The sequence below is a fragment of the Paenibacillus sp. y28 genome, from assembly GCF_037137075.1.
Taxonomy (GTDB): domain Bacteria; phylum Bacillota; class Bacilli; order Paenibacillales; family NBRC-103111; genus JBBBNV01.
In genome coordinates this window covers 227,971-254,691 of the sequence record NZ_JBBBNV010000001.1, presented here as the reverse complement: position 1 = coordinate 254,691, position 26,721 = coordinate 227,971, and the positions used below count along the sequence as shown (strand labels likewise).

Here is a 26,721-nt window from a genome sequence, read left to right as displayed (position 1 = left end):
AAATAGCGAGGTGTCCATTTCGTATGAACCAGCAAGCCCGGCTCCACGCGTTGTCTGAATTTCTCAAATCGAAGCGGGCCCAGCTTCAGCCTCGCGAGGTCGGTCTGCCAACCGGCACTAGGCGAAGAACCCCCGGCCTGCGGCGGGAGGAAATCGCTCAATTGGCGGGCGTCAGCTCAACCTGGTACACCTGGCTGGAGCAGGGACGGGATATTAAGGTGTCCAAATCGGTGCTGGACTGTGTGGCAGCTGCCCTTCGGCTGACCGTAGATGAACGCAAATATTTGTATGCCCTTGCGCTGGAGGCAGGGCCCGCTGACCGGCTAATTCCGGGGGAGCAGCAGGAAATCAGCCCGTCTCTCAAGCGTATTCTGAAGGAGCTGCGCTATTGTCCGACAATTATTTCAGACCGGCGCTGCAGCATTGTCGGCTGGAATGAGGCGGCCGCCCATGTGTTTCTCGATTTTCAGGAGGTTCCTCCCGATCAGCGCAACATGATTCGGCTGCTGTTTACCCGGAAGGAGCTGCGCAGGCTTGCCGTGAACTGGGAGCATTTTGTGAAAGGATTTCTGGCCATTTTCCGGGCTTATTACGGCCAATATGTGGAGGACGGCTGGTATGAGGAATTTTTGGAGGAAATGAAGCGGACCGATCCCCAGTTCGGCCCGTTATGGGAGCAGAGCCAGGTTAGCTCCGCTCCGGAGGTGCTGCTGGAGTTCCGGCACGCCAAGGCCAGAAAAATGCTGTTTCATTTGACATCTCTTCACGTCTCGGGCAGCAGCGATTTGCGCTGCAGCATCTATACTCCAGCAGAGGATAATACTACGGAATTTAAGCTGCGGCAGCTGATGGAGCTGAGCGGCAAAACGAACGAAGCATGAGTGATGAACCAGCGGCTGTCTGGCTTCCGTTTCCGGCAGGTGGTATGATGAAATAAATGGCAGTTCACGACCTTACGACAGGAGGGGTAGGATTGAAAGTTGCGATTTTCGGCGGCTCCGGTTTTATCGGAAAGCGCTTGACTGAGTTTCTTGCCGGACAAGGCTGGGAGGTTTGGGTGGTTTCCCGTTCTTCCCGCAAATCTAACCACCCGCACATTCAGTGGGCGACGTGGCAGGAGGTTCAATCGTTCCCGGCTCTCTTCGAAGGCTTTGACGCATTTGTCAACCTGGCGGGCGAATCGATTAACCAGCGCTGGACCCGTGCGGCGAAGGATCGCGTGCTTGAATCGCGGCTGTGGGCGACCGGCCAGATCGCCAAGCTGACAGACAAGCTGGATCGCAGGCCGGAGGTGGTCATTAACGGCTCCGGTGTATCGCTATACGGGTTGTCGGAAACGGCGGTGTTTGATGAGAGCAGCCCGTTTGTAAACGATCATTTTTTGGCTGAGGTCGTTTGGAAGTGGGAGCAGGCGGCCGATCGCATTGAGGGAGTCCGGCTCATCAAGCTGCGGACCGGCATTGTTCTGGACCGGACTGCGGAAGCGTATCAGAAGATGAGCCTGCCCTACAAACTCGGCATCGGCGGCCGGGTGGGGAGCGGCAGACAGTGGCTGCCCTGGATTCATCTGGAGGACATGGTCCGGCTCATTCAATTTTGTATCGAACGCGAGGATATGAAGGGGCCTGTAAATGCCGCAGCGCCGAACCCGGTCACAAACGCGCAATTCGGGGAGCAGCTCGCACGGGCCATCAAGCGCCCGAATTGGTTTCCCGTACCGTCGCTCGTGATGAAGCTTGTGTTCGGCGAGCTGTCGATTCTGCTTCTGGAAGGGCAGCGCGTCATGCCGCGTAATCTGCTGGATCACGGCTTCGTATTCCGCTATCCCGACATCGAAGAGGCGATACGGGAGCTGACACGGCGTGAGCGGCCTTGAGGCTTGACGGCGAAATCAACAGCAGCAAGACCATCGTTACGCAAAATACGAAAAAGCCCCCGCAGCAGGGCTTTTTTATTTTGTCCAGGACGTATATAATGGGGGAACAATCGTTCTATACGGAGAGGTGAAAGTGTGAAATTAAAAAAAACCCTTTCTGAGTTAATCCAGCAGTTAAAGCATAACGAAAATATTGTGAATTGGCAGGAGGTTGAGCCGCAAGAGGCCAAAACCCGCCCAATGCCTGAAAGCGTAGATCCGCGCATCCAAGCCGCTCTTGCTAAACGCGGGATAGAGGAACTATATACGCACCAGCACACGGCGTATGAAACGATTCGCAAAGGCGAAAACGTCGTCGCTGTTACGCCGACCGCCTCGGGGAAGACGCTATGCTACAATCTGCCGGTCCTGCAGGCCATAGCTGAAGACGAAGGCAGCCGGGCGCTTTACCTATTTCCGACGAAGGCCCTGGCACAGGATCAAAAAAGCGAGTTAAACGAAATCATAGCCGAAATGGGGATCGATATAAAAAGCTTCACCTATGACGGTGACACGGCTCCTGCAATAAGGCAGATTGTACGGACTGCGGGACATATCGTCATTACGAACCCGGATATGCTGCACGCTGCGATTCTGCCCCATCATACGAAATGGGTCAGCTTATTCAGCAATCTCAACTATATTATCATCGATGAGCTGCACACATACCGGGGCGTATTCGGCAGCCATGTGGCCAATGTGATCCGCAGGCTGCTGCGTATTTGCCAATTTTATGGCAGCAACCCGCTTTTTATATGCACCTCTGCGACGATTGCGAATCCGAAGGCGCTGGCAGAACAGCTAACTGGCCGGCCTATGCGTCTGATTGACGATAACGGCGCGCCTAGAGGAAGGAAGCATTTCGTGTTTTACAATCCTCCGATTGTCAACAAGCCGCTAAATTTGCGGAAAAGCGCCACGGTGGAGGTCAATCACTTCGCCAAGGAATTCCTTTCGAATAAGGTGCAGACGATCGTTTTTGCGCGCAGCCGGGTCAGGGTAGAAATCATTTTAAGCCATCTTCAGGAGCTGGTCAAAAACGAAATCGGGGCCAAATCTATCCGCGGATACCGTGGCGGGTATCTTCCCAAACAGCGAAGGGAAATCGAAACCGGGCTGCGGAACGGGGACATCTTGGGAGTGGTAAGCACCAATGCGCTGGAGCTAGGCGTGGACATCGGACAACTGCAGGTCTGCATCATGACAGGGTACCCCGGCAGCGTCGCCAGCACCTGGCAGCAGGCGGGCCGGGCGGGCAGAAGGCACGGTGAAGCCTTGGTCGTCATGGTCGCCAGCAACACGCCCATCGATCAGTACATTGTCCAGAATCCCGAATACTTCTTCGATCGCTCCCCGGAATCGGCGAGGATTAACCCGGAAAACCTGCTTATTCTTGTAGATCATATCCGCTGCGCTTCTTATGAACTGCCTTTCAAGCAGGGGGAAGAATTCGGTCCAGGTGAGATCGAGGAGGTCCTGGAATACCTTGTGGAAGAAAGGATATTGCATCGCGCGGCAGGCACCTACTACTGGGCGAACCAGGCTTTTCCAGCCAGCGAGGTAAGTCTGCGGTCCGCTGCCCAGGAAAATGTCGTTATCATAGACCAGTCGGACGTAGCGAACGTGAGGATTATCGGGGAAATGGACAGGTTTAGTGCCATGACCCTTTTACACGACGAGGCGATATACTTACATGAAGGCGTACAATATCAGGTGGAGAAGCTCGACTGGGACCATAAGAAGGCCTATGTGCGGGAAGTCGATGTAGAGTATTACACAGATGCGAATCTGGCCGTGAAGCTGGTTGTGCTGGAAATCGACAGAACGGAAAGCAGGCGCGCAGCGTCAATCCACTACGGTGATGTTCGGGTGAATGCCATGCCTACCATTTTCAAAAAAATCAAATTGACCAGCTTTGAAAACATCGGCTACGGGCAGATTAACCTTCCCGAAGAAGAACTGCATACGAGCGGGACCTGGATCGAGCTAACAGAAGTGGAGGCCGCTATAGAGGCGAAAACACTGGAGCAGCTGCTTTTAGGCATATCTAATGTCCTAAGGCACATTGTACCCATTCATGTGATGTGTGACCGGAGCGACGTTCATGTCGTATCTCAAATAAGGGCGGAGCATACGCAGCTGCCGACGATATTCATATACGATCATTACCCGGGCGGTATCGGTTTAGCGGAGGACGTTTACAAGCGTTTCGATGAAATAAAAGCCGCTGCGACAAATTTGATTCGAAGGTGTCCCTGCGAAGACGGCTGTCCTTCGTGCATCGGTACGGAAATCGGGGGGCTGAACGCCAAGCAAAAGGCGGTAGAATTGCTGGGAGCGATCTAGTGTAAGCGAGGGATTCAATGACTGACTGGCAGCCGATACGGCTTCCGATAACGACTGGAAATACTGTTTGGATTGGCGGGCATGGCGTGAATTTGCCGGGGGTGACATCCGGTGACCCTTCAATTGCAGCGGCAAGCTCTGCGGTGCCGGACGTGCCGGAAAATACGATGATAGCCGGTACGGCCAAGTATTAAAGCGTATTACAGAAGTATAGGGGGAGCACATGGAATCATACCCCCATTCATTCAAATTCGGCTTCGTATGGATAAAATACCGGCCCAAGGCCGAGCTGCTTGACGGAAGCGGAGCGGTGCAGGATCGCCCGCAGGCATATTGGGCGGCTGGAAGCAGGGGAAGCCATAAGCGGGGTGGAGAGTAAATGAGCAGTATACGTTCACGGCTTGCAAGTTTAAAGTCTTCTTCCGCTGCACCGAAGCGGGAGGCGGCCCCTCCACCGGAGGAAGGCCCATGGTCGGCGCTCGGCTGCCGTCTGCAGGAGACCGAGGAAGGCGCTTTTATTTACCGCGCCCGGCGTTTCTCATCGGAGCACAGCCACGGAAATTATGAGCTGGGGAAGCTGACGGAGTCCGCTCACCTGCTGGCCGGCTGCTTCCGGCTGCCGGAAGGCGAAACGGTTGCGGCGGAGCGCCTGCTGTTCTTCGACACAGAAACGACGGGGCTTGGGATTGGAGCTGGAAATATTCCGTTTATGGTCGGGCTGGGCTTCTATGAAGCCGGGCAGTTTCAAGTGGAGCAGCTGCTGATCCGCAATCCGGCGGAAGAGCGGGCGATGCTGGCTTATCTGGAGCGCAAATTGGCTCGATACCATTATATGGTTTCCTTTAATGGGCGGACATTCGACTGGCCGCTGCTGCAAAACCGGTTTGTTCTGAACCGAATGAAGCAGGCTGCCGCCCACTGCCTTCAGCTGGATCTGTTGTATCCGTCCCGGGCGATTTGGCGCACCAGTCTGGAGTCGTGCCGCCTGGGAAACATTGAGCTGGCCCGGCTCGGTATCCGGCGCATAGGGGATTTGCCGGGGAGTATGGCTCCGGCGCAGTATTTCAAAATGCTGGCGGACGGCAACCCGGAGCATATGCGGGATGTCCTTGAGCATAACGAGAATGATATTTTGACGCTGGCGGTGCTGGCGCATCATTTTGCGCTCATTGCGGGAGGACAAGCGTCCTGGGAAGAGATGGAGCTGGAGGAGCTCTACCGCACAGCGGTATGGCTCAGCGCAGCCGGTAAAGCGGTGCTGGCCGACCGTTTGTTTGTTATGGTGCTGAATGGGCATGCCGGGAAATCTGAGGGAGAGGGTTCGGCAGCCGGCTTGCTGGAATACGAGCCGGAGGGGGCAGGTACCGGGCATCCATCCGGCAGCTCCCGAAGCTGGTCGTATTGGCCGCTGGTCGCAGCCCACTACAAGAAGAAGGGGCGGATTGCGGAAGCCGTCCCGCTGTGGCAGCAGTACACGGCTCATGCCGCACAGCTGCGTACCGCTATGGTTGAGCCGTTTATTGAGCTGGCGATGTATTGTGAGCATACGATAAAGGATTATACGACAGCGCTTGAGTATACGGAGGAGGCGCAGCGGGTGGCGCTGCAGCGAAGCTCCCTGGTACGCAGAAGTAAGGAGACTAACGAGCAGCTCGCTGCGCTGCGCAAGCGCAAAGACCGGCTGCAGGCGAAGCTGGCCAGACAAGCAGAGGGAACGCAGGCAGCGAAGCGGAAGAAGAGTGCGAATCCGCCAGCCAATCGCGCCCCGCGTCCGCATTATGCCGGGGAGCTGCTGTAGCCGGGCGGGCCGGTCTGATTGTGCAGCCAAGCCCTTAAATGGATGAGCCCCGTCTGGGCCCCGTCAACCACGTGCAGCCTCCTGTACGCGGCGTTTCACTGGATGACGGCATATGATTGTCAAAAAAAGTGGAAGCGAATGATGAAAAATTGTGGTCGCTCCATGAAATGGAAATGAGCGGCGGAGAACCGGATGTTGTTGGTCGTGATGCTCAGGCGGACGAATTCATTTTTTATGATTGTTCAAAGGAAAGTCCCAAGGGCCGTAGAAGCATTTGTTACGACCGTGAGGCATTAGAGTCCAGGAAAGCACATAAGCCGGAAAATAGCGCTATCGATATGGCGGCTGCCATCGGTATTGAGCTTTTAACGGAAGAACAATATCGAGAACTTCAGAAACTTGGAAGTTTCGATACGAAAACATCAAGCTGGTTGAAAACACCTGCTGAGATTAGAAATCTTGGCGGCGCCATATTTGGTGATTTCCGCTACGGAAATGTTTTCGTATATCATAATGGCGCGGATTCTTACTACGGTGCCAGAGGGTTCCGTGGCTCGCTAAGAGTCTAATTGCCCCCGTCAAGGAGACAGTACAATAAGGAAACGTATGAGGCGGCCTTCATCCTGAATTCCATGGGAATGAGGCCGTTTCATTTTGCCATGTGGTCGACCGACCGCCGTCATGCATTGAAACACCGCGTGCCGGGAGCTGCGCGCGGTGCGGAATGTAAACGCTCATGGCTGTAAAAGCAGGCGCAGGGTTTAATGTCCTTTTCGAGCTCTTTAAGCTTGCTGTAGGCATTCAGGCAATGCATACAGCATTCTTTGTCCAGCTTCCGACTTGAAGGCCTTCGAGGTGAAGCATTGTAAGAAGCGGGAAGGCAAGAGTCACGCCTTCAATGCAGAGCCTCTGCCTCAAATCAGGAACATCGCTACAATGGTCGTCACGGCCAGCCCAATCAGTACAGGCTTCAGGTTGCGGCGGGCCAGCTCGAACGGGTCCACCCCGCAAATCGCTGCGGCCGGAATGAGCGCCCAGGGAATCAGCGTGCCGCCGCCCACCCAAATGGCGGCAACCTGACCGAGCGCGGTCAGTGTTGCAATACCGGAACCGATCGCGGCTGCAAATAGCTGGGCGGTGGAGCCGACAAGCGATATTCCCGAGAAGCCCGAGCCGTCCAGCCCGGTCACGGCGCCTACGCCGGTCAAGGTAACTGCCCCGACGACCGGGTGAACCGGCACGTTATGGGCCAGCGCAACCCCCAAATCGTTGACGATGCCGTGAGAGCCTTCCGGCAGCACCTTGCCGAACAAATCAAACAGGGCGGCATCGCCCAAGTAAAAGAAGGCGGCAATCGGGATGACCGGACCGAATACTTTAAATCCGAACTGAAAGCCATCCACGACATAGCTTGTCGCCTTGGACCACCCGTTACCCCGATGGGCCAGCAAGCTGACGGCAAGCAGGATGACCAGAGCGGTTCCGCCCACCAGCGCCGTTGCATCTCCGCCCTGAAGATTGAAGTGAAACAGGGCGGCGACATCCAGCAGGAACAGCAGCGGGATGATAACAGCCAGCCATACCTTCAGCTTCGCAGGAAAATACAGCTTCGCCGCTTCAAACCGGTATTCCGGCTCGGAATCATAGGCGTCGTCGTGCTTGGCTGGCCGGGAGACTGTATGGGGAAGCTTCATGGATGAACCGGCGCCTCGTTTAGGCATCTGCTTCATATCGCGCCGAAGCAGCAAGTAGGCGCTAACCGTCGTAACAATCCCCATGACAGCGACAAGCGGGATGCTGGCCAGCATGACATCCGATACGGCGATACCCGCACTATCAGCAGTGAGCTTGGGCGCGCCCTGTATAATGTAATCCCCGGACAGGGCGATGCCATGACCGAATAAGTTCATGGCAATCGCCGCTCCAACGGCGGGCAGCCCGGCGCGAATGGCCATCGGGAGCAGCACGGCTCCGGCCAATGCCACCGCAGGCGAGGGCCAGAAAAAGAACGATAGCACCATCATGATAATCCCGATGCCCCAGAAGGCTACCCCGGGACTTCGCAGCGCGCCGCCCAGCGGGGAAATCATCGTTTCGTTAATACCGGTCTTCGACAGCACTCGTGACATGGCTACGATAATGGAAATGATGAGCACGGTGCTCATCAGCTCTTTTAGCGCGTACAGCAGGCTGTTGAACAAGCCGCTGACCGAAATCGTCAGGGAGCCGGTCGCCGCCCAGCCGAGGGCGAGGATTCCGACAATACAGACGATCGTGGTGTCTCTCCTCAGCATGAGCCAGATGAAGATCAGCAGCACAAAGAGCAAATATAACCAATGAATGCCCGTCAGTACAACCATAGGCCAACACCGCTTTCCTCTCAGAATCCGTGTCCTTTGTGATACAGACTATGCATATGCCCGTTCTTCGGTGAAACGAAACTAGGCATATTTTTGCACAAGCGGCAAACAATAAATTGGATTCCGCTGGAAAAGGAGAACCGGAAAGCCGGGTGAAACCGCTCTCGATGTTCCAGACCAGGATTCGCCCAAATGATGAAATACAGCAAAATACTCCTCACAAATGCCGCTTCCGTTACGATATATATGGAGTAGAAATAGAATAGGAGGAGAAGCCATATGAGAATGTACAACTGGACAAGGCATCCGGCCAAGCGTCCATTTCGGACAAGGCTGATGTGGCTGTTTACTGCAATGGTCGCTGCACAGGTTGTTTCCGGGCCAGGGGCTGCGGCGGAGAACGAGCTTGCCGCGCTGCCGGCGGGCAGCCAGCCGGAGCTTGTTTTTACAGTCTTATCCGATTCACATGTATCGTCTTTTGATAAAAGCAACAGCCTCAAGCTGGAGCGGGCGCTGCGGGACTTGAACGCCGTTGCGCCCGGCGCGGCGGCCCTCGTTGTGAACGGCGATTTGACGGAACGGGGGAAGCCGGAGGATTACAAGGCCTTCCAATCGGTGCTAGAAGCCTCGCCTCATCCGAAGCAGGTGCTGCTGACAATAGGCAACCACGAATATTATTCATCCTGGTACGATGCGTCAGGACAGTGGAATGCAAGCACATTTCCGAACGGAGAGAGCGAAGAGCAATCCAAGAGCCGCTTCCTGGAGGCGGCGGGAAGAAGCCGGATTTATGAGGATACTCAAATCAACGGCTATCATTTCATTCTGCTTGGCTCGGAGCAGTACAGGCAGTCGGATGCGTCAATTGAAGAGGATGCTTACTTGTCACAAGAGCAGCTGGATTTCCTGGAAACCCAATTAAAGGCAGCCTCCGGTTCCGGTCGGCCGTTTTTTGTCTTCCTGCATCAGCCGCTGCCGAATACGATTACGGGCACCAGCGCTTACCCAAACCATAGGTCGGTGGTACAGCATGAAGCGCTGCTGCGGATTTTGAACAAGTATCCTCAGGCCGTTTTCTTTAATGGTCACACCCACTATACGCTTCGTCTGGATCAGGCTGTTGTAACGCCCTCCTTCACAGCGGTCAATACCTCCAGTGTCTCAAATCCGCTTCAGCTTGATCAGCGGGCGGTGGGGACGGGCGAAAGTGAAGGACTTGTGGTGAAGGTGTACAAGGATCGGGTCTGGATCGGGGCAAGGGATTTGATGAGAAATGAATGGATTTGGCCGGATGGCCTTCAGGTCGGAGTAACGGCCACGGCGGCTTCCGTTCAGCCCATGCTTTCTTCTTCGGGATCATCCCTCACGGGAGCGGGGCAGGCGGCAAGCCCGGTCCACCAGCTCCTGTTATGGTTTAAGTCTCAGATCGGACTCCGTTAGGCAGAAAAGAAAACAGGAATTTCAGCTCGGCTTCGCGAATATGTCGAATAGGTTAGCAAACAGCTCATGCCTGGCGCAAGCCGGGCATTTCTTAATGGATGGAGAAGGAGACAGGTGGTATGGAACAAATCACGTTTATGGGAACCGGTGATGCGATGGGCGTCCCCCGCCTATATTGCAATTGCGGGGTTTGTGAGGATGCCCGCCAGAGCGGCCTCAACCGGCGCACCCGGCCCTGCTTGGTGCTGGAGACGGAGGCCGGTCTGCTCGGCGTGGACTGCGGGCCGGATTGGGGCCGGCAGATGGAACGGCACGGCTGGAGAGAGCTGCGGACGCTGCTGCTGACACATGCCCATTTTGACCATATCGGCGGAATTCCCGAATGGGCGGACGCTTGCCGCTGGACAGGAATCAGGGGGCAATTGGCCGCACCTGCTGAAGTGATGGACATTGTGCTGAGGATGTATCCCTGGATTGAGCGGCATGTGGAGCCTGTAATTATTGATCGCGGGTGGTCCTTCGGCGGCTGGACGATTGAAGGCTGGAAGGTTCATCACGGCTTTAACGGCTACTCCTACGCATATCGCTTCAATAAAGACCCGTTTCATTGGGTGTATTGCCCGGATTCCATTGCTCTTCCGCCGGAGCAGACCGAACGTCTGCATGGCCTGCAGCTTCTTATATTGGGGACAAGCCATTATAAAGAAGAAGCCGATCCGGCTACTCGTTCGGTATATGATATGATCGAAGCCTTAGAGCTGCTGGAGGAGGTTCAGCCCCGGTCGGTTTATTTTACCCATATGTCCCATGGTGTAGACGTGCGGGCCGATTACCCGCTGCCGTCTCATGTCCGCCTGGCCCGGGAGGGGCAGATTGTCCCCCTGCTGTGAAGCCTTCTATGTATAAAAAAAGCGGAGCAGGGAGGCCGCAGCCGCGCGGCTGCGGCGCCCATTTTGCAGCTGAATTTCTATAACAGGAACAAGATTGGATGCAACAGCCCTTCGCCGGCTTGGGCTGCTGCCTAGAACCTTACAAGCCGGGCGCCCTTGCCACTCCCGGGTTGTGCCGAAACATCCCGCGAGTGATTGGCTAAGAGAAACGCCGCATATTGAAGCGGGTTTCGTATGCTTTGCGCGGATAGCTGGGGACCGTATAGGCTGCGGACGAGCTTTTTACCGGGCTTGACGTTCACCTCCAATATCCATAAACGGCCTGTAACGTCCACCGCCAGGTCAATTCCCAGCTCCGCCAGCCGCTTTCCGCCAGTCTGCTCCAGGTGGGCGGGGATTACTTCAGCCAGCATGACAATCTGCTGATGCAGCGCGGCGGCTGTGTCCGGGCCAAAGCGGTGAACGAGAAAGGGCTGCAGTTCCAGCACCTCGGCGCCTGTCTGGACATTTGAGGTGATCCGGGCCTTCTGGGCTCTGCGAATTCCGCTTGCGGTTTGCTGCCAGCAGCCGGAGCCGTTTTTTTGTACCAGGACCCGAATATCGAATACCCGCTCTTCCTGATCATAAATCGGAATCCACTGCTGTACGATAGCCGGCCCCTGGGCGCGGAGCTGCCGGAGCTTGAGATTGACGGCGGAGCTTGGGAAGCTAAGCGTTCGTCTGCTGCTGTATTGAAGCTGCACCCGGTTTAAGGCCGTAAGCCTGCTTACCCGAACAATGCCCTGCCCGCCTTTGCCGTTCACCGGCTTTATCATGACCGCTCCATAGCAATCCAGCATCCGCTTTGCCTCGGGAACGCTGAACGGAGCTGTCGGCAGAAGAAACGGCTGGAGTGCGCCGGACTGCATCAGCAGATGATGAATATGCCACTTGTTGCCAAGTCCGTAACCCGCGAAGGGGAGGTCGCCCCGGCTTTTTAACCGGACAACGGCTCGGATTACCGCCGGGCTGGTGTAGTAGCCGACGTCATGAATGATATCCGGCCAGGGAACCTGTACGGGAAACCAGCGTGTTTTTATCCATTTATAGCCTTTTATCGTACGTGATCGAAGAAAAACATGCGCTGGAGTAAAGACAAAAACGTCTGTAAATCCAACCTCCAAAGCCATTTTTTGCAAAATAATCAATTTCTGAGTTCCGTCAATTCGGTCGGTCATGATGCCTAGTGTACCGCGCATTTTTTCATGTCGCCTCCCTCGCGAATGACGTCTATCTACTATATTCATCCAGGCGTCTGCGCGTCCATTTCCAGTATTTAGTTGGTTCTCTGCCCAAGTAGGCTGTGTTAGCATAGTGGACGTGAGGAGGAGATAACATTGAAAAAATGGACAAAAGCAATTGCACTGACCTTGATGCTGGGGACAAGCTATACTGTGGCACCTCCACTGCATACCTTTGCAAGCTCCTACGACAACGGCCGGTATGAATGGAATCAAAATCAAAATGATAACTTATACAATGGCGATATGGGCGACTATGGCTACAGCTACGGCGGCAGCCAGCAGGAAACAACTAATAATAATCAAGAAGCAGCTGGAGGCCAGGACGATAACAGCGGCGCTGCCTGGGTCCAAAAGGCCGATACAGTCATTGCAAAAGGAAACAAATTTCTGGGACGACCGTATCAATTTGGTGCGGAATACGGACAAACGAATGAATTTGATTGTTCCTCGTTTACTAAAACCGTTTACAACGGCCTAGTCGATTTGCCGCGTTCTTCCGCAGAACAAGCAGGCATCGGCCAGTGGGTGGCGAAAAGTGATTTGCGAAAAGGAGACCTCGTTTTTTTCAAAACCAAAGGGTCCAGCTCGAATAAAGTTACCCACGTCGCGATTTATGTCGGCAACGGGACACTGCTTCATACGTACGGAGAGGGCGGAGTACGTTATACGGATATGAACACCGGCTCCTGGAATGAACGTTATGTAACTGCACGCCGCGTGTTAAACTAGCCTCGGATTAACGCGAATCGAACGTTTTCAAAGCAGCACGCATTCATCGGTACAGCACAACAGGCAAGGCGAGCAATCGTCCTTGCTTGTTTGTTTTTTGAGGGGAATTGCCGATATAATGAGAGAGCAGGCCCAGTTGAGGACGGTAAAGAAAGGATAGCTATGAAAACGCTCATTATTGCTGAGAAACCCGATATGGGCCGTACGATCGCCAAGGTCATAGAGCCGAGGGCTGTGAACCACAGGACCTATCTGGAAGGGGAACATTATATCGTAACCTGGGCGATTGGCCATCTGCTGACGTTGGCCGAGCCCGAGCATTACGATGCCAAGTACAAAACGTGGCGGCTGGAGGATCTGCCGATTATTCCGCCGGAATTTCATTTGAAAGCGAATCCGAGAACGAAGGATCAGCTGCAGGTTATCGGCGAGCTTGCCCGACGCTGCCGCGCGGTGGTCAATGCCTGCGATGCCGGGCGGGAAGGGCAGCTTATTTTTTCGTATATTGAACAGCACCTGCGGCTGAAGCTGCCGGTGAAGCGGCTCTGGATATCCGATTTGACTGCGGAAACGATACGCAGCGGATTTGCCCAAATGAAGGATGCGGCCGCATACGAGAGCTTGACCCAGGCGGCGCGTGCGCGAAGCATTGCGGATTGGCTGGTCGGCATGAACGGGTCGCGGGCATTCTCGACAAAGCATCGCGCGGTGCTGTCTGTCGGACGAGTTCAAACTCCGGTGCTTGCGCTGCTATATGACAGGCAGAAGGAAATTGAAGCCTTCGATTCCCAGACGTTCTATGAGGTTGAGGCTCAGTTCACACAGGACAGCACGAAGTACCGCGGGTTGTGGCAGGGTCCGCGCCTGACGGAGGAAGCCAAAGCCGCAGAGCTGGCGGCCAAGGTTAAAGGCAAGCAGGGGATCATTACGAGCTACGAAGTGAAGGATACCCGGGAATATCCGTACAAGCTGTATGATTTGACCCTGCTGCAACGGGAAGCGAATGCCAAGCTCGGCTTCTCCGCCAAAAAAACGCTGGACGTGGCTCAGGCGCTTTATGAGAAGCATAAAGTGCTGAGCTATCCGCGGACCAACTCCAACTATGTGACGGAGCAAAATATACCGCAAATGCACAAGGCGTTGGACATGCTGGCAGGCACCTCCTACGGAGCGCTCGTCAGCGGTGCAGACCGGCGGCTTGTGCATAAGAACAATAAAAGTGTTTGCAATCCCGCCAAGGTCGAGGATCACCATGCTATTTTGCCGACGGCCAAAAAGGCGTCAGGGTTGAGCGCCGACGAGCAAAAGCTTTATGACATGGTGGTTCGCAGACTCCTCTCGCATTATTATCCCCCGGCGCTATACAAGATGCATACCGTCCTGACCGAGATTGAAAAAGAACCGTTTAAAACGACGGTGAAGCAGCTGCTGTCCATGGGCTGGAAGGTTGTATACGATACCGGTTCAAGCGATGACGGAGAAGAAAAACCGGCCCGGGGGAAGGCGAAAAAGGAAGACGACGAGGAGAAGGAGCCGGTGGAGCATATGACCGGCGAGTTTCGTGTAGACGCTTCCGCGCCGGTCCGCTGCCGGGATGCGGCAGCCAAACGCAAGGAAACGAAGCCTCCGAAGCCTTATACCGAAGGCACCCTGCTTAAGGCAATGGAAAGCGCCGGCCGGCAAATGGAGGAGGATGACTTGCGGGAGGCGATGAAGGATTCCGGACTTGGAACACCGGCGACACGCGCCTCTACGATTGAACGCCTGAAGCAGGTTGGCTACGCCGAGATGAAAGGCAAGCAGCTGCTCGTAACGCCCAAAGGCCGTGTGGCCGTCGAGCTGATCCGCGGCGCCGGTATCGATGTGCTTGCGTCTCCGGAAATGACCGGCAGATGGGAGAAACGGCTGTCTGAGATTGCCAAAGGCCAGGCTGCCGATCAGGAGTTCGTGGAGCAAGTAAAGCGCTTCTCCGCTTCTATCGTGGATAAGGTGCGACAGCAGCTGCAGCAGGCGGTCCCCGATCAGGAGAAGGGCGGAGCGAAGCGAGGCCCGGCAAAAGGAAGAGCAGCGGCAGGCAAAGCGCGGACTGGCGGCCGGACTACAGGGACTGCAGGAGCGTCGCAAGCCCCATCAGTCAGGAAGAACGCCGCTGCTGGAGCCGCAGCTTCGAATAGAGGCTTGAAGCAGACGGGATTCCAGAAGGCTTCAGGTTCTGCAAGCACGGAACGGCAGGAGATTGCTGCTTGTCCCCGTCCGGGCTGCGGAGGCATCATCTTTTTCGGGACGAAAGGATACGGCTGCAGTCATTATAAGCAGGGGTGCCGCTTCGTAATTTGGAAAAACAGCTTTGGAAAGCCTCTTAGTGCAGCAACGGTCAAGACCTTGATTTTAAAAGGCAAAACAGGCCTCCTTACTATGCCGCAGCCGGATGGAAGCGCTGGCAAGGCCCGAATCCTACTTGTTAATCCGTCCACCGGAGAGCTGGAGCTTCAAGTGGAAGGGAAATGAATAACCCCATTAATGAATTATGTGATTAAATTTAAAGGGAGCTAATTATTATCTACTGAGTTAAAGGAGCGGATTCTTGTGCAATTTATTTGGCCATTGCTATACAAGCTGGCCCTACCAGTTATTGTCATTATCGCCGCCTTCAAGCTGGGCGGCTGGATGGCCGGAACGGCGGCGGTGCTTGTTTTTTTCGGAATTTTGGGGTATTTTGGCCGGGCTGGAGTTTATGCCATGCGCGCAAGTAATGCCTACAATGCGGGCAAACAGGAGGAAGCGCTCCTCTTGTTCGAAAAAGCGCACCGTACCGGTCATATGGCGGTGCATCAGGCCTCATCTTACGGATATTTGCTGCTTCGCTCCGGACGGACGGAGCAGGCGGAAGGCGTTCTGACCCAAGCGATGCAGAGCCGCAACAAAAACCGGATGGAACGGCTTATGGTGGAAACGAACTACGCCCTGCTGTTATGGAAGCTGGGCCGTGTGTCCGAAGCGGTGAAGCTGCTTGAGCAGCTCCGGCGGGACTATCGTCATACCACTGTCTACGGATCGCTTGGATACCTGCTACTGCTGGAAGGGGATTTGGATCATGCGCTGGATGTGAATCTGGAGGCGGTTCAATTTAATGACAGCGATCCGGTTATTTTGGACAATCTGGGCCAAACCTATATTGCCCGCGGGGAGTTTGAGAAGGCGGCAGAGCTCTATGACAAGCTGGAGGAACGGAAGCCGGTATTCCCGGAGGCTTATTACTACCATGCGCTTGTTCTGCTTCATCAGGAAAAAACAGAAGCGGCCAGGGCCAAGCTGCAGCAGGCATTGGAATGCCGGTTTACCGCGCTGCAAACAGTAACCCGGGAACAAGTCGAACAACGGCTTGCAAGCCTGCCTTCTCCGGCTGAAGCGTGATTCCTGGCCTGGATTCCCATCATTTCCTGTGGCCGCCCGTTTATAATCAAGCCGCTTCGCTTATATTATAGTAGGGTGAGCTGCTTATCGCAGCAGAGCGGCAGCTCCGGCGCGGTAAGGCGTTGCTTCACTCGTCGGACATTATAACGAAGGGTAAAATGCACCGCCGACGGACCTAAGCTTACATAGAAGAGGATGGTTGCCGTGTCGTATAACAGTATTATTGTACGTCTGGAAATCAATCACGTCCTGCTCAACTTCGGGGATGTTGCCGCGGCAATCAGCCGGGCCGGAGGCGATATTACCTCCATAGATGTCATTCGCCCCGGACAGCAAGCCTCGGTACGCGATATTACCGTTCATGTGGCAGATAGCGCTGAGCAGCAGGTGGTTGAGACGCTCAAGAATCTGGAGGGCATCCAATTAATCAACGTTTCTGACCGGACCTTCTTAGCCCATTTGGGCGGCAAAATCTCCGTTCAGCCCAGCATGCCCATCAAGAACCGGGATGACTTGTCGAGAGTTTACACGCCCGGTGTGGCCCGGGTGTGTATGGCCATCCATGAAAATCCGCAAAAGGCCTATTCTCTGACCATCAAAAGAAACACAGTAGCCGTTGTTACCGATGGAACTGCCGTACTGGGCCTCGGTGATATCGGGCCTCACGCGGCCAGTCCTGTAATGGAAGGAAAGGCGATGCTGTTCAAGCAGCTGGCGGGGGTCGATGCGTTTCCAATATGTCTGGATACGAAGGATACGGAAGAATTGATCCGGACCATTAAGGCGATCAGCCCGATTTTCGGGGGCATCAATTTGGAGGATATCAGCGCTCCGCGATGCTTCGAGATCGAGACGCGTCTGGCACAGGAGCTTGATATCCCGGTGTTCCATGACGATCAGCACGGCACGGCGATTGTTGTGATCGCGGGCCTGCTGAATGCGCTCAAGGTTGTCGGCAAACGGATGGAGCAGATTCGGGTGGTGGTGAACGGAATCGGGGCAGCGGGAGTTTCAATATGCAAAATGCTGCTTGCCGCCGGAGTCCAGCGGCTGGTCCCGGTCGACCGCGACGGTGCGATTGTAAAAGGGCAGGCGTATTCGAATACGATGTGGAATTGGCTCGCGGAGCAAGCTCAGGTGGAAGGGCGGGCAGGCACTTTAAAGGAAGTCATTGCCGGCGCTGATGTATTCATCGGCGTGTCCCGCGGCGGACTGCTGCAGGGGGAGGATGTTGCGGCTATGGCCCCAAACAGCATTGTGTTTGCCATGGCAAATCCGGAGCCCGAAATTTCGCCGGAGCAGGCGCTTCCGCACGTACGCGTGTATGCGACCGGCCGCAGCGACTATCCGAACCAGATTAACAATGTTCTGGTGTTTCCAGGTCTGTTCCGCGGGGCGCTGGATTGCCGGGCCCGCCTGATTCATGAGCCGATGAAGCTGGCGGCCGCCAGAGCGATTGCAGCTGTCGTATCCGAGCGAGAGCTGAATGAGCAGTATATCATTCCGAGTATTTTCAATGAGCAGGTTGTGGCCAAGGTCCGGTTTGCCGTTATTGAAGCGGCGATTTTGACCGGAACGGCCCGCCGGATTCCGCCGGATTTCAGATAGCTTTGCATTCGGCTGCAGCTTCCATGCTATGGTCCACCGACCGCCGTTATGCAGCGAAACACCGCGCGCTGGGAGCTGCGCGCATTGAGGAAGGAATAACCCTCGGCACGTGGTGCCGCATAATGCGCAGTGCGAATCCGCGCTGTATGCTTCCAGCCCGTCAATTGGGCAGCTTGCGGCGGCCGGTTTGTCCGGGAAATTTTATTTAAAATCCCTTTTCAAATGCTGAAAACGATGCTATAATGACGATTGTCTTCGCCGTTGTAGCTCAATCGGTAGAGCAACTGAATCGTAATCAGTAGGTTGGGGGTTCAAGTCCTCTCAACGGCATCAAAAAAGCATCACCCGAGCATTCACTTTTTTATCGGTGAAGCGTTCGGTTTTTGTTTGCAAAAAAACCGAGCTGCACAAGCAAACTCACGCAAAGGGCTATCAGAATCAAATCTGATAGCCTTTGTCATTTCCATCGATTGCTCGGCAATAAGTAGCTTTATATTATCATCTCTTTTTTGCCGAAGAGGTGTTTTAGGTTGTCGAGTTATGCTAACATTAACAAAAAAAGTGATTCAGTGTTTATGGGTTTAGAGCTTTACAAAAAAAGGAGCATAAAACAATGAAAAAACGTTTTCTATCACTCGCATTGTCCCTGTTTCTTGTTATTTCGCTTTTTCCGCAGGCTGCATTGGCGGTGGACTATATTGAAGTTGTGCCACCTCAATATGATTATGCAGACGATTTCCATGAGGGACTGGCCCGGGTTGCAGCTGGCGATAAATACGGATTCATCGACAAGATGGGAAAAGAGGTTATTCCGCTCAAATATGATTATGCAGGCAATTTCCGTGAGGGATTGGCGTGGGTTGCAGTTGGCAAATCTATCATTGACCGAAAATACGGATTCGTCGACAAGACCGGCAAGGAGGTCATTCCGCTCCAGTATGACGGGGCAGAATCATTTTCCGAAGGGGTGGCGATCGTTCAATCGTATCCTACATACGGCGTTATCGACAAGACTGGAAATGTAGTCGTGCCGTTTGGCAAGTATGGCATGGCAAGTAATTACTTTTCCGATGGTATAGCTTGCTTCTACTTAACGATCAAGGAACCTTGGGAGAATGGTTGCATAGACAAGACCGGCGAAGTGGTCGTTCCGTTCGGGATGTATAGCGACGTTGGGTATTTCAAAGAAGGCCTGGCAAGGACGCTCAAGAACGGTTTGGGTTATATTGACAAGACGGGAAAGGCGATTACTCCGTTTAAGTATGAATTTACCACAGAATTTTCCGAGGGGATGTCAACGGTCAGATATCCTGATTTTAACTGGGGCTTCATAGACAAGACCGGCAAGGAGGTCGTGCCCTCCAAGTATGATTATGTAGAATCATTTTCTGAGGGAACGGCGGTGGTTAGTATTGGCGGTAAAACCAACGGCAGCAAATGGGGAACCATAGACAAAACCGGAAACGAAATTATTCCGCTGGGCAAATATGATGTTATGCAGCCATTTTCTGAAGGACTGGCGGCAGTAGGCGTTGGCGGTGAGTGGACAGCCGCAAACTCCCCCGTATATGAAGGCGGGCAATGGGGTTATATTGACAAGACTGGTCGAGAGGTCATTCCGCCACAGTATGGTGTGCCATCCAAGGACAATCAGCCATCGAAGTTCTCGGAAGGAATGGCGGTAATCGAAGTTAACGGTAGCAGTGCGTTGATTGATAAGACTGGTCGTGAAGTTGTTCCTCCCGTATATGATGACATTGGAGACGTCCATGAAGGAATGGCGTATGTTAGAAATGGCTATCACATGTACGGCTTTATATCGGTACCTGGTGCAACTCTCTATGTTTATGAAGATCCTGCGCCAACTGCAACGCCGACGACTTCTAACGTGCTGGTTAATGGTGAAGAAACCGTTTTTGACGCGTACACCATTAACGGCCACAATTATGTTAAACTGCGTGACGCTGCACGGGCGGTTAGCGGCTCAGTAAAGCAATTTGAGGTAACATGGGACGGCAATAAAAATGCAATTAACCTTGTTTCTGGAAAGCCCTATACCCCTACCGGCGGTGAATGGGTAAAGGGGGATGGCACAGCGCAAGTTGCGGCACAATCCACGGCGATGGTTTATAAAGACGGCGTTGCAGTTACACGGATAGCGTACACCATAAATGGTAACAACTATTTCAAGCTGCGTGACTTGGGGCAGGCATTTGATTTCAATGTTTCTTGGGACGGTGAAAAGAACGCGGTTATCATAGACACAACAGCAGGCTATACCGCGGATTCATAAGGGAAGAGCTCGAGTTGATTTTACTTTTGCAAGAATCAAGCAAACAGGATTATAGGAGCAGAGACTAACCATCGTCTTTGCTCTTTTTTTTAACCTTGAAGCCACTAGCGTGAGCTCGGATTCGTTGTGAATACCACTAACGGCCCAGTCATTAACCGGAATCATCCGATCCTTTGTCCTAGTCCGGGAGACCTTATTTTCCCCTGATTCAGCTAGGAATAACGGTTCTTCCGCAGCCGAACCCGGCCCGGTATGCTATAGATTGGCGCACAAAATGTTGAATTGTGTCAAAATTCCAGAGTAGCAAAGTGAGGATAGCTTAATCAGATGAACAGAGGGACAAGGGCAATCGCTTCTTTATGGTTCACCGCTGCGGTATGGTGGGCGGCTCCTGCGGGCGCTTCGCTGACGGCGCATGCGGAACAATCGGTCCATTTCAGCGATATTGAGGGCCACTGGGCGCAAGCTCCGATTAATAAGCTGGTGGAGAAAGGCATTCTGGACGGGTTTCCGGACGGCACCTTCCGGCCCAATGATCCGGTAACGGCAGACCAGTTTATCAAAATGCTGCTGCTGTCGTTCACCGAAAGCTACAAGAACGGGGAGCGGGCCTGGACGAGCGGGTTTACGCAATCGCTCAGTGCCACGAACCAGGAGGTGCTGAAGCAGGACTATCGTGATTTTAATTTCAAGCCAAGCATGACGGGCTACTGGGCGAAGCCATTTATTGATTTGGCGGCGGACCTGAATCTCGTCAGCAAAACCCAGTTTGCGGACTTCAAGAAAAATTTGAAGCGGGAGCAGGCTGCGGAATTCATTTACTATACGATGAAGGAAACCGAGCATCTGGAATCGGAATCGTACAGTCTCTCCTTGACCGGACAGCTTGCCGATTTCCAAAGCGCTAAGTCGCGCGAGCAGAAATTTATCGCTGAAAGCTTCGCCAAGGGTATTATGGAAGGCTACCCGAACGGTGATTTCGGCATCGGGCGGGATATTACAAGAGCAGAGTCGCTTACCCTGCTGGAACGAATTGCCGACAAAACAAAGCGGATTCAGTTGAGCAGCGGAAGCGGCCAAGGCTGGCGGATGAGTGTGCCGACCCGAGACGGCAGCTACAAGCAGCTGCTGTTCCCTTCCGAGAAAATGATGAATGCCTACGATATTTTGCTGGAGGCCGCGAAGCGCAGGGGTACGAATTACGACATGCTGGAGACGACGATGCGCCTGTATAAGGATGCGGAAACGAAGGCGAAGGCGCTGAACCGTACACCGGCGGCTGTCAACGATTTGGAGGAAGCGGCGCTGTGGCTGGAGCCGGAGTATGCTACGTACGGGATAACCGTTCATTTGGCCGAAGGCGTGCTGGCCCGGAACATGGAGACGATTCGTACGTTTGCACAATATATTTTCGGTTATGAGACGCTGCGCTTCGAGGAAGCGTTCAATCAGGCGTACGCCAAGCTGGAGCAAGGGGCGCCGGCCGAAGATGAAACGATTGTAATTGGGGATTACGCAGTTGAAATCCAGTTTGACCGCACCAGGCAAACCGTGATATTCTCCATATTGGAAAACAACACGAAATAACGCGAAGGTGGTCGAATGGTGTGGGGAACAGAAAAACCAGGCTAGCCGCATGGGGATTGTCGCTGGCGCTCGTAACCGGAGTGCTGCTGCAGGGGGCTCCCGTCGCCGCAGCCGATTTGCAGAAGGAAGTTGTGTCATACAACGGCAAAGCGTTTACTGTTCAATGGACCGCAGTGGATGTAACAGATCCGCACATCCGCGTAAGGCCGGTCGTGGCCGAGCAGGGAGTCGGGCATGTGGAAAGCATGGCCTCCATGGTGGAGCGCGCCGGAGCCGTTGCGGCGATAAATGGAACGTTCTTTGATGCTTATGAGGAGGATGAGAGCTTGCGGCATCCGAACGGGCTGATGCTGGACAGCGGGCGGATCGTCCGGTCGGGGGAGAATCAGACCCTAGCCGTATCCACCAATAAAGTAGCGGTCATCAACAGGCTGCAGGCCAAGCTGTCCGTGCTGTCGGAGGATGGGCAGACCCTGATTTCCCCTTGGGGCGTCAATACATATTATGGGAATTCTGAAGGCCAGGTTGTGGCCTATACCGATCAATATCCGGGCCCGATTGCGTTCGCCGGAGGCGCCAAAATTACCATCAGCGGCGGAGCCATTAGCGCCATAACGGAAGATGCGGCTTCTGTGCCGGAAAATGGCTACGTCATCTTCGTGGGGCACACCGACGGGAACGATAAGTGGCTATTGCCGAAGCTGAAGGTGGGCATGAAGGTGAAGGTGGAGGCGCTGTTCACGAATTCGGACAGCGGCATGGTGACTCCGGCGGAGAGCTGGGTATCAGCCATTGGCGTCGGCCCGAAGCTTCTGAGCGGCGGTGCGGTTGACATTGATTTCGCACGTGACGGCTTTGACGATCCGCGGATTACCAGCTCCTCCAATGTGCGCAGCTTCACAGGAATCGACGGGTCGGGACGGCTTGTCATGGGTGTTATTACTTCCGCTACAATGGAGCAGATGGCGCATGTGCTAGCCCAAATCGGTCTTGTGGAAGCGATGAATATGGATGGCGGGGCCAGCTCCGGCTTTTACGCTGATGGCCGGTTTGTGCAATCACCGGGAAGATTGCTCAGCAATGCGCTAGTCATTACGCGCGATGACCGCCCTCAGGTTCAAGTTGAAGTCAATGGGCAGCTGGTTACGGAGCTGCGCGGCTTTATTGACGGCGGCAGCAGCATCACCATGGTTCCGCTGCGCGGCATTTTGGAGCGGCTTGGCGCAGAGCTGGTGTGGGATGATGCGGACCGGAGGCTCGATATTTCCAAAGGCTCAACGAAAATCACCCTCCGGCCGGATGTGCGCGAGGCGGTGGTGAACGGAAAAACGGTCACCCTGGGGGGCGCACCGGTTATTGAAAATCAGCATCTGTTCATTCCGCTCCGTTTTGTAGCAGAAACCCTGCAGGCGGACGTTGACTGGAACCCGGATTTATACCGCGCTTCACTTGTCAGCCGTTAAGCATAGCGCAAGCTTGCGTTGTAACGAAGCTGTAACGAAAGTTGTAACGAAATCGGGTGCCTGGAAGAACGTGTGAAAGAACCCGCAAGCGAAGTGGATATGGCGCATCGGTCACGGCTGCTTTAGCGGACAGATTGTAATGATAGCACAATGGCAAAATAATAAAATGCAAAAGGAAAAAGGAAAATACAACAAGTAAAAGGCACCCTTGACGACGGGCGCGTTTCTGATGAAACGGCAGCCTTCTGAGGGTGCTTTTCATTTGATGTGCGCAATGGACGCGCAGCGTTAATCTTCATGGCGGCAGCTGTGCCGCAGGATAGCCGATAACGAAGGCGGGTGGGCTGCCCGCTCTACTTCTCCCGTCCGGCTTCCTCGTCCGGCAGCGGCTTTCCGTTGGAGGCGCCTGCCAGGCTTTCTCCGAACTGCTCGATCCGGGAAGGCTTCGCGGCTGGTCCGCGGTTTTCCGGTTTGCTGTTTCGTCCTGTCATTTCCAATCACCTCCTGAACATAAGATGTCCAGCGGCCTGCTGCCTTATGTGTGCCGAAGCTCCTCTGCGGACGCTCCCCGAGGCTTTGCTTACGTAAACTTCTCTGCCGGATGACTATCGTCTGATCATCTCCGTCCCGATAGCCGCTTCTTGAAACGGGCATTGATTAGCGGCAGCTATTGCTTCGTGACCCGAAAGCCATTGCCAGGCAGTAACATGGATAAACAAAGAATCAACCGTTTCTATTTTCCACCAACCATTATTGCAGAAGAGGCGGTATTGGCGTATTTGCGCATCCAATAGCCGATCGTATGATTGTTTCACCCGCGTATGGGAGCTAGAATGGATATTATGCCGCCAATTGATGAGCAACTGTACCACGGATCTTCCTAGCCGGATTACCGGATGGTTTCACACACATGCTGCACGGGTTTTTTCGGTACAGAAAAGGGGCTGCGGGTAGTGGTTCAATTTTAGAAAGCGTTATCAAGCAGGTGGGCGCAAATTCAGCGAATTTACGGAAAAATGGAAGCAAAGCGGCGGTGGCGCCGTGACAATGGGTGCTCAGGCGTGTTACAGCCGTGTGCAGCGGCATGAGAAGAAATGATAGAGTAGACAGGAGTACATCTGATGACAGTGGACCACAATTTGTTTGGAGCAAATGCAGCGCAAGTCCCACAACGGCATAAGCTAGTACTCAAAAAACCTGCTTCATGGTGGGGCAGCCCCTGGCGTGAAGCCCTGCCCACCGGCAACGGTCTGCTCGGCGCAGCCGTGTATGGGGCCGTTGGCCAGGAAACCGTTCTTCTGCATCATGCACGGCTATGGACTGGAGGAAAGAAAGGGGAGCTGCCTGATGTTAGCGATAGCCTGGCCGGAATCCGGCAGCTCCTGGAGGAGAAGAACTACCGGGAAGCGAACGGGTATTTGGCGGGAAGGCTGGAAGCGCACGGCTATGAATCCTTGCGCGAGACACCGCTGCCTTTGGCGGATTTGAAGCTGATTCGGACTGCGTCAGCGGGATTCAAGCATTACCGGAGAGCTTTGAATATGGAAAGCGGCGAGGTGACGGTGGAATGGCGGGAGGGAGACGCGCAGTTTGCGCGGGCGCTGTTTGTCTCCCGGCAGGACGATTGTCTCGTATGCGAGCTGCGTGCGGAGGGGAGGGCCATTGACGTCCAGCTCCAGCTTACGCCGCATGAGAAGGGTGCTTCCGGTCCGGGCTTCCCTCCGGCGATGGACGCGACGGCCGAAGCTCAGGCTGCAGCCGGCTATATCCGCTACGCCGCCCAAAATGATGACGACTGCGATTTTGGCGCTGTGCTGCGGGCCATTCCGCAGGGCGGGGAGATGGAGCACAGACAGGGAATCATCTCCGTCTGCGGCGCTGAATCCGTTCTCATCGTGCTGCGGGTATTTACACACGGGGAGCGGATTCGGGAATGGGAGCGGCTGGAGGCGGAGCTGGCCCGGATGGCCTGGTCCTATGACGAGCTGCTGGCCCGGCATCGCGCGCTTCATAGCCCGCTGTTCCTAGGTGCAGACATTCGCCTGCATGGGGAAGAAGGAATGCCTGCTTCGAACGAGGAGATGCTTCTGGAGGCGTATGAAGGGGAGCTGCCTTCCGGAATGGCGGAGACGCTGTGGGCGTACGGCAGATACTTGTTTATTTCCGGTACCCATGAGGAAGGGCTTCCGTTTGGTCTGTACGGGCTGTGGTGCGGCGATTACAAAGCGGTATGGAGCCACTACATGGCCAATGAAAACGTCCAGATGATGTACTGGCATGCTGCCGTTGGCGGCCTGACGTCTCTAGTGCCCGCGCTGCTCCAATATTATGAGGAACGGATGGAACAGTTCCGCGATAATGCCCGCAAGCTGTACAACTGCCGGGGAATCTTCATACCGGCCGGCACAACGCCGGGGAATGCCGCGCCGTTCCAGATCGTTCCCGTGATTTTGCATTGGACCGGAGCGGCAGGGTGGCTGGCGAGGCACTTTTATGAATACTATCAGTTTACTGGGGATATGGATTTTCTGAGAAAGCGGGCGCTGCCCTTTATGCGAGAAGCGACGGTGTTTTATGAGGATTTCCTCGTCCTCGGGCCGGATGGCAAATACATATCGTATCCTTCCGTGTCCCCGGAAAATACACCGCAAAACTTCATTGCTGAAGAAGGCCGGTTCGGCCAAATGGCTCATGCGATGCCGACTGCGGTGAATGCGCTGCTCGATTTTGCCATTCTGAAGGAATTGCTGACGCAGCTCATAGAAGGCAGTCTGGCGGCCGGAGAAGACGTCGCGGACATTGCCAAATGGCGGGAGATGCTCACTCGCATTCCGGTCTACGAAATCAATGCGGACGGGGCGGTAAAGGAATGGCTGCATCCGGACTTTACGGATCGTTACCGGCATCGCCATATTTCGCATATTTATCCTGTTTTTCCGGCTCATGAGGTTACGAAGGCCAGCGACCCCGGGCTGTTTCGGGCATTTGCGGGGGCTGTGACACAGCGGCTGGTCACTGGCATTGGCGATCAGACAGCGTGGTCCTTCGCGCATCTGGCGAACATTTATGCCCGGCTGGGAGACGGGGATCAGGCTTTGGAGTGTCTAGCGCTGCTAGCCCGATCCTGTCTGCTTCCCAACTATTACACGCTTCATAATGATTGGCGGGGCATGGGAATCTCGCTGTCCTACGGCAGGGCGCCCGTTCAGATGGATGCCAATCTGGGATGGGTGTCAGCCGTGCAGGAGCTGCTGCTTTATGTGACACCGGACCATGTCAAGGTATTGCCCGCTGTGCCCAAGGCCTGGAAAAAAGGGGTGGCGGAGGGGCTTCGGTTTTGTTCAGGCAGCATTGCATTCTCATGGGACCTGGAGCTTGGCTGGCTGGAGGCGGAGCTGAAAGCCGATCGGCCGACGGACCTGCTGCTCACGGTGCCTCCTGCCCTTCAATGGCTCACTACAGAGGAATCGGCCATAGCGGCCGCAGCGGACAGAACGAATGAGCGGCGAATCCGGCTCGGTGCGGGGGAACGGCTGAAGCTGTACGCCAGCAGTGAAACATCAGGCCAATGACAAGCCAAAGGATTTGTGAATTT

The 26,721-nt window shown here is 54.6% G+C and carries 19 protein-coding genes, 1 tRNA gene and 1 pseudogene; 18 read left to right on the top strand and 3 right to left on the bottom strand.

Features of this window, described 5'->3' with window-relative positions:
* The first annotated feature begins 23 nt into the window (after positions 1-23).
* The 7 genes and pseudogenes from WBG83_RS01050 to WBG83_RS01020 all read left to right on the top strand — a co-directional run.
* Complete coding sequence (locus WBG83_RS01050) at positions 24-881, top strand: helix-turn-helix transcriptional regulator (protein ID WP_336741868.1); 858 nt, start codon at positions 24-26, stop codon at positions 879-881.
* A 92-nt stretch (positions 882-973) separates the two neighbouring features.
* A complete protein-coding gene (locus WBG83_RS01045; RefSeq protein ID WP_336741866.1) occupies positions 974-1,876 on the top strand; it encodes a TIGR01777 family oxidoreductase in 903 nt (300 codons plus the stop codon).
* A gap of 135 nt (positions 1,877-2,011) precedes the next feature.
* Complete coding sequence (locus tag WBG83_RS01040; protein ID WP_336741864.1) at positions 2,012-4,261, top strand: DEAD/DEAH box helicase; 2,250 nt, start codon at positions 2,012-2,014, stop codon at positions 4,259-4,261.
* Between the two features lie 17 nt (positions 4,262-4,278).
* On the top strand, positions 4,279-4,455 hold the full coding sequence (locus tag WBG83_RS01035; protein ID WP_336741863.1) for a hypothetical protein: 177 nt from the start codon (positions 4,279-4,281) through the stop codon (positions 4,453-4,455).
* 29 nt (positions 4,456-4,484) lie between these two features.
* Positions 4,485-4,640 (top strand): hypothetical protein, encoded by a 156-nt coding sequence (locus WBG83_RS01030; protein WP_336741862.1) that lies wholly within the window; start codon positions 4,485-4,487, stop codon positions 4,638-4,640.
* Positions 4,641-6,059: a ribonuclease H-like domain-containing protein gene (locus WBG83_RS01025; RefSeq protein ID WP_336741860.1), complete on the top strand. Its 1,419-nt coding sequence runs from the start codon at positions 4,641-4,643 to the stop codon at positions 6,057-6,059.
* A 125-nt stretch (positions 6,060-6,184) separates the two neighbouring features.
* Positions 6,185-6,628, top strand: a pseudogene (locus tag WBG83_RS01020) (DUF4256 domain-containing protein); the annotation flags it as partial.
* A 345-nt stretch (positions 6,629-6,973) separates the two neighbouring features.
* Here the strand turns inward: WBG83_RS01020 and WBG83_RS01015 are convergent.
* The gene (locus WBG83_RS01015) at positions 6,974-8,419 is read right to left on the bottom strand and encodes a hypothetical protein (RefSeq protein ID WP_336741858.1); all 1,446 of its coding nucleotides are present in this window, start codon (positions 8,417-8,419) and stop codon (positions 6,974-6,976) included.
* A 279-nt stretch (positions 8,420-8,698) separates the two neighbouring features.
* Here WBG83_RS01015 and WBG83_RS01010 point away from each other — a divergent pair, with 279 nt between their 5' ends.
* Together WBG83_RS01010 and WBG83_RS01005 are read left to right on the top strand one after the other, a co-directional pair.
* Positions 8,699-9,859: a metallophosphoesterase family protein gene (locus WBG83_RS01010; protein ID WP_336741856.1), complete on the top strand. Its 1,161-nt coding sequence runs from the start codon at positions 8,699-8,701 to the stop codon at positions 9,857-9,859.
* Positions 9,860-9,978: 119 nt separating this feature from the next.
* Positions 9,979-10,749: an MBL fold metallo-hydrolase gene (locus WBG83_RS01005; RefSeq protein WP_336741854.1), complete on the top strand. Its 771-nt coding sequence runs from the start codon at positions 9,979-9,981 to the stop codon at positions 10,747-10,749.
* Between the two features lie 131 nt (positions 10,750-10,880).
* On the opposite strand, the gene WBG83_RS01000 is transcribed toward WBG83_RS01005, so the two are convergent.
* Positions 10,881-11,987: a YheC/YheD family endospore coat-associated protein gene (locus WBG83_RS01000; protein ID WP_336741852.1), complete on the bottom strand. Its 1,107-nt coding sequence runs from the start codon at positions 11,985-11,987 to the stop codon at positions 10,881-10,883.
* 138 nt (positions 11,988-12,125) lie between these two features.
* On the opposite strand from WBG83_RS01000, the gene WBG83_RS00995 reads away from it, so the two are divergent.
* The 8 genes from WBG83_RS00995 (at position 12,126) to WBG83_RS00960 (ending at position 23,126) form a co-directional block, all read left to right on the top strand.
* Positions 12,126-12,761, top strand: coding sequence for a C40 family peptidase (locus tag WBG83_RS00995; RefSeq protein WP_336741850.1), 636 nt, complete (start codon positions 12,126-12,128; stop codon positions 12,759-12,761).
* Positions 12,762-12,923: 162 nt separating this feature from the next.
* Positions 12,924-15,269, top strand: a complete 2,346-nt coding sequence (locus WBG83_RS00990) for a type IA DNA topoisomerase (protein ID WP_336741848.1) — start codon at positions 12,924-12,926, stop codon at positions 15,267-15,269.
* A 78-nt stretch (positions 15,270-15,347) separates the two neighbouring features.
* Positions 15,348-16,175 (top strand): tetratricopeptide repeat protein, encoded by an 828-nt coding sequence (locus WBG83_RS00985; protein ID WP_336741846.1) that lies wholly within the window; start codon positions 15,348-15,350, stop codon positions 16,173-16,175.
* A 204-nt stretch (positions 16,176-16,379) separates the two neighbouring features.
* Positions 16,380-17,783 carry an NAD-dependent malic enzyme gene (locus tag WBG83_RS00980; RefSeq protein ID WP_336741844.1) on the top strand — a complete coding sequence of 468 codons (1,404 nt, stop codon included), beginning with the start codon at positions 16,380-16,382 and terminating at the stop codon, positions 17,781-17,783.
* Positions 17,784-18,040: 257 nt separating this feature from the next.
* Positions 18,041-18,113: transfer RNA gene (locus WBG83_RS00975), tRNA-Thr, on the top strand.
* A 283-nt stretch (positions 18,114-18,396) separates the two neighbouring features.
* Positions 18,397-20,076 (top strand): WG repeat-containing protein, encoded by a 1,680-nt coding sequence (locus WBG83_RS00970; RefSeq protein WP_336741843.1) that lies wholly within the window; start codon positions 18,397-18,399, stop codon positions 20,074-20,076.
* A gap of 327 nt (positions 20,077-20,403) precedes the next feature.
* Positions 20,404-21,663, top strand: coding sequence for an S-layer homology domain-containing protein (locus WBG83_RS00965; protein ID WP_336741841.1), 1,260 nt, complete (start codon positions 20,404-20,406; stop codon positions 21,661-21,663).
* 20 nt (positions 21,664-21,683) lie between these two features.
* Complete coding sequence (locus WBG83_RS00960) at positions 21,684-23,126, top strand: phosphodiester glycosidase family protein (protein ID WP_336741839.1); 1,443 nt, start codon at positions 21,684-21,686, stop codon at positions 23,124-23,126.
* 353 nt (positions 23,127-23,479) lie between these two features.
* On the opposite strand, the gene WBG83_RS00955 is transcribed toward WBG83_RS00960, so the two are convergent.
* Positions 23,480-23,617 (bottom strand): hypothetical protein, encoded by a 138-nt coding sequence (locus WBG83_RS00955; RefSeq protein WP_336741837.1) that lies wholly within the window; start codon positions 23,615-23,617, stop codon positions 23,480-23,482.
* A gap of 630 nt (positions 23,618-24,247) precedes the next feature.
* On the opposite strand from WBG83_RS00955, the gene WBG83_RS00950 reads away from it, so the two are divergent.
* The gene (locus tag WBG83_RS00950; protein WP_336741835.1) at positions 24,248-26,698 is read left to right on the top strand and encodes a glycosyl hydrolase family 95 catalytic domain-containing protein; all 2,451 of its coding nucleotides are present in this window, start codon (positions 24,248-24,250) and stop codon (positions 26,696-26,698) included.
* Positions 26,699-26,721: the final 23 nt, after the last annotated feature.

Bases quoted from the DNA above. Each gene is read 5' to 3' on its own strand.
- WBG83_RS01050 (WP_336741868.1), top strand. From the start codon at position 24: ATGAACCAGCAAGCCCGGCTCCACGCGTTGTCTGAATTTCTCAAATCG.
- WBG83_RS01035 (WP_336741863.1), top strand. From the start codon at position 4,279: ATGACTGACTGGCAGCCGATACGGCTTCCGATAACGACTGGAAATACT.
- WBG83_RS01030 (WP_336741862.1), top strand. From the start codon at position 4,485: ATGGAATCATACCCCCATTCATTCAAATTCGGCTTCGTATGGATAAAA.
- WBG83_RS01025 (WP_336741860.1), top strand. From the start codon at position 4,641: ATGAGCAGTATACGTTCACGGCTTGCAAGTTTAAAGTCTTCTTCCGCT.
- WBG83_RS01015 (WP_336741858.1), bottom strand. From the start codon at position 8,419: ATGGTTGTACTGACGGGCATTCATTGGTTATATTTGCTCTTTGTGCTG.
- WBG83_RS01010 (WP_336741856.1), top strand. From the start codon at position 8,699: ATGAGAATGTACAACTGGACAAGGCATCCGGCCAAGCGTCCATTTCGG.
- WBG83_RS01005 (WP_336741854.1), top strand. From the start codon at position 9,979: ATGGAACAAATCACGTTTATGGGAACCGGTGATGCGATGGGCGTCCCC.
- WBG83_RS01000 (WP_336741852.1), bottom strand. From the start codon at position 11,987: ATGCGCGGTACACTAGGCATCATGACCGACCGAATTGACGGAACTCAG.
- WBG83_RS00990 (WP_336741848.1), top strand. From the start codon at position 12,924: ATGAAAACGCTCATTATTGCTGAGAAACCCGATATGGGCCGTACGATC.
- WBG83_RS00970 (WP_336741843.1), top strand. From the start codon at position 18,397: ATGAAAAAACGTTTTCTATCACTCGCATTGTCCCTGTTTCTTGTTATT.
- WBG83_RS00965 (WP_336741841.1), top strand. From the start codon at position 20,404: ATGAACAGAGGGACAAGGGCAATCGCTTCTTTATGGTTCACCGCTGCG.
- WBG83_RS00955 (WP_336741837.1), bottom strand. From the start codon at position 23,617: ATGACAGGACGAAACAGCAAACCGGAAAACCGCGGACCAGCCGCGAAG.
- WBG83_RS00950 (WP_336741835.1), top strand. From the start codon at position 24,248: ATGACAGTGGACCACAATTTGTTTGGAGCAAATGCAGCGCAAGTCCCA.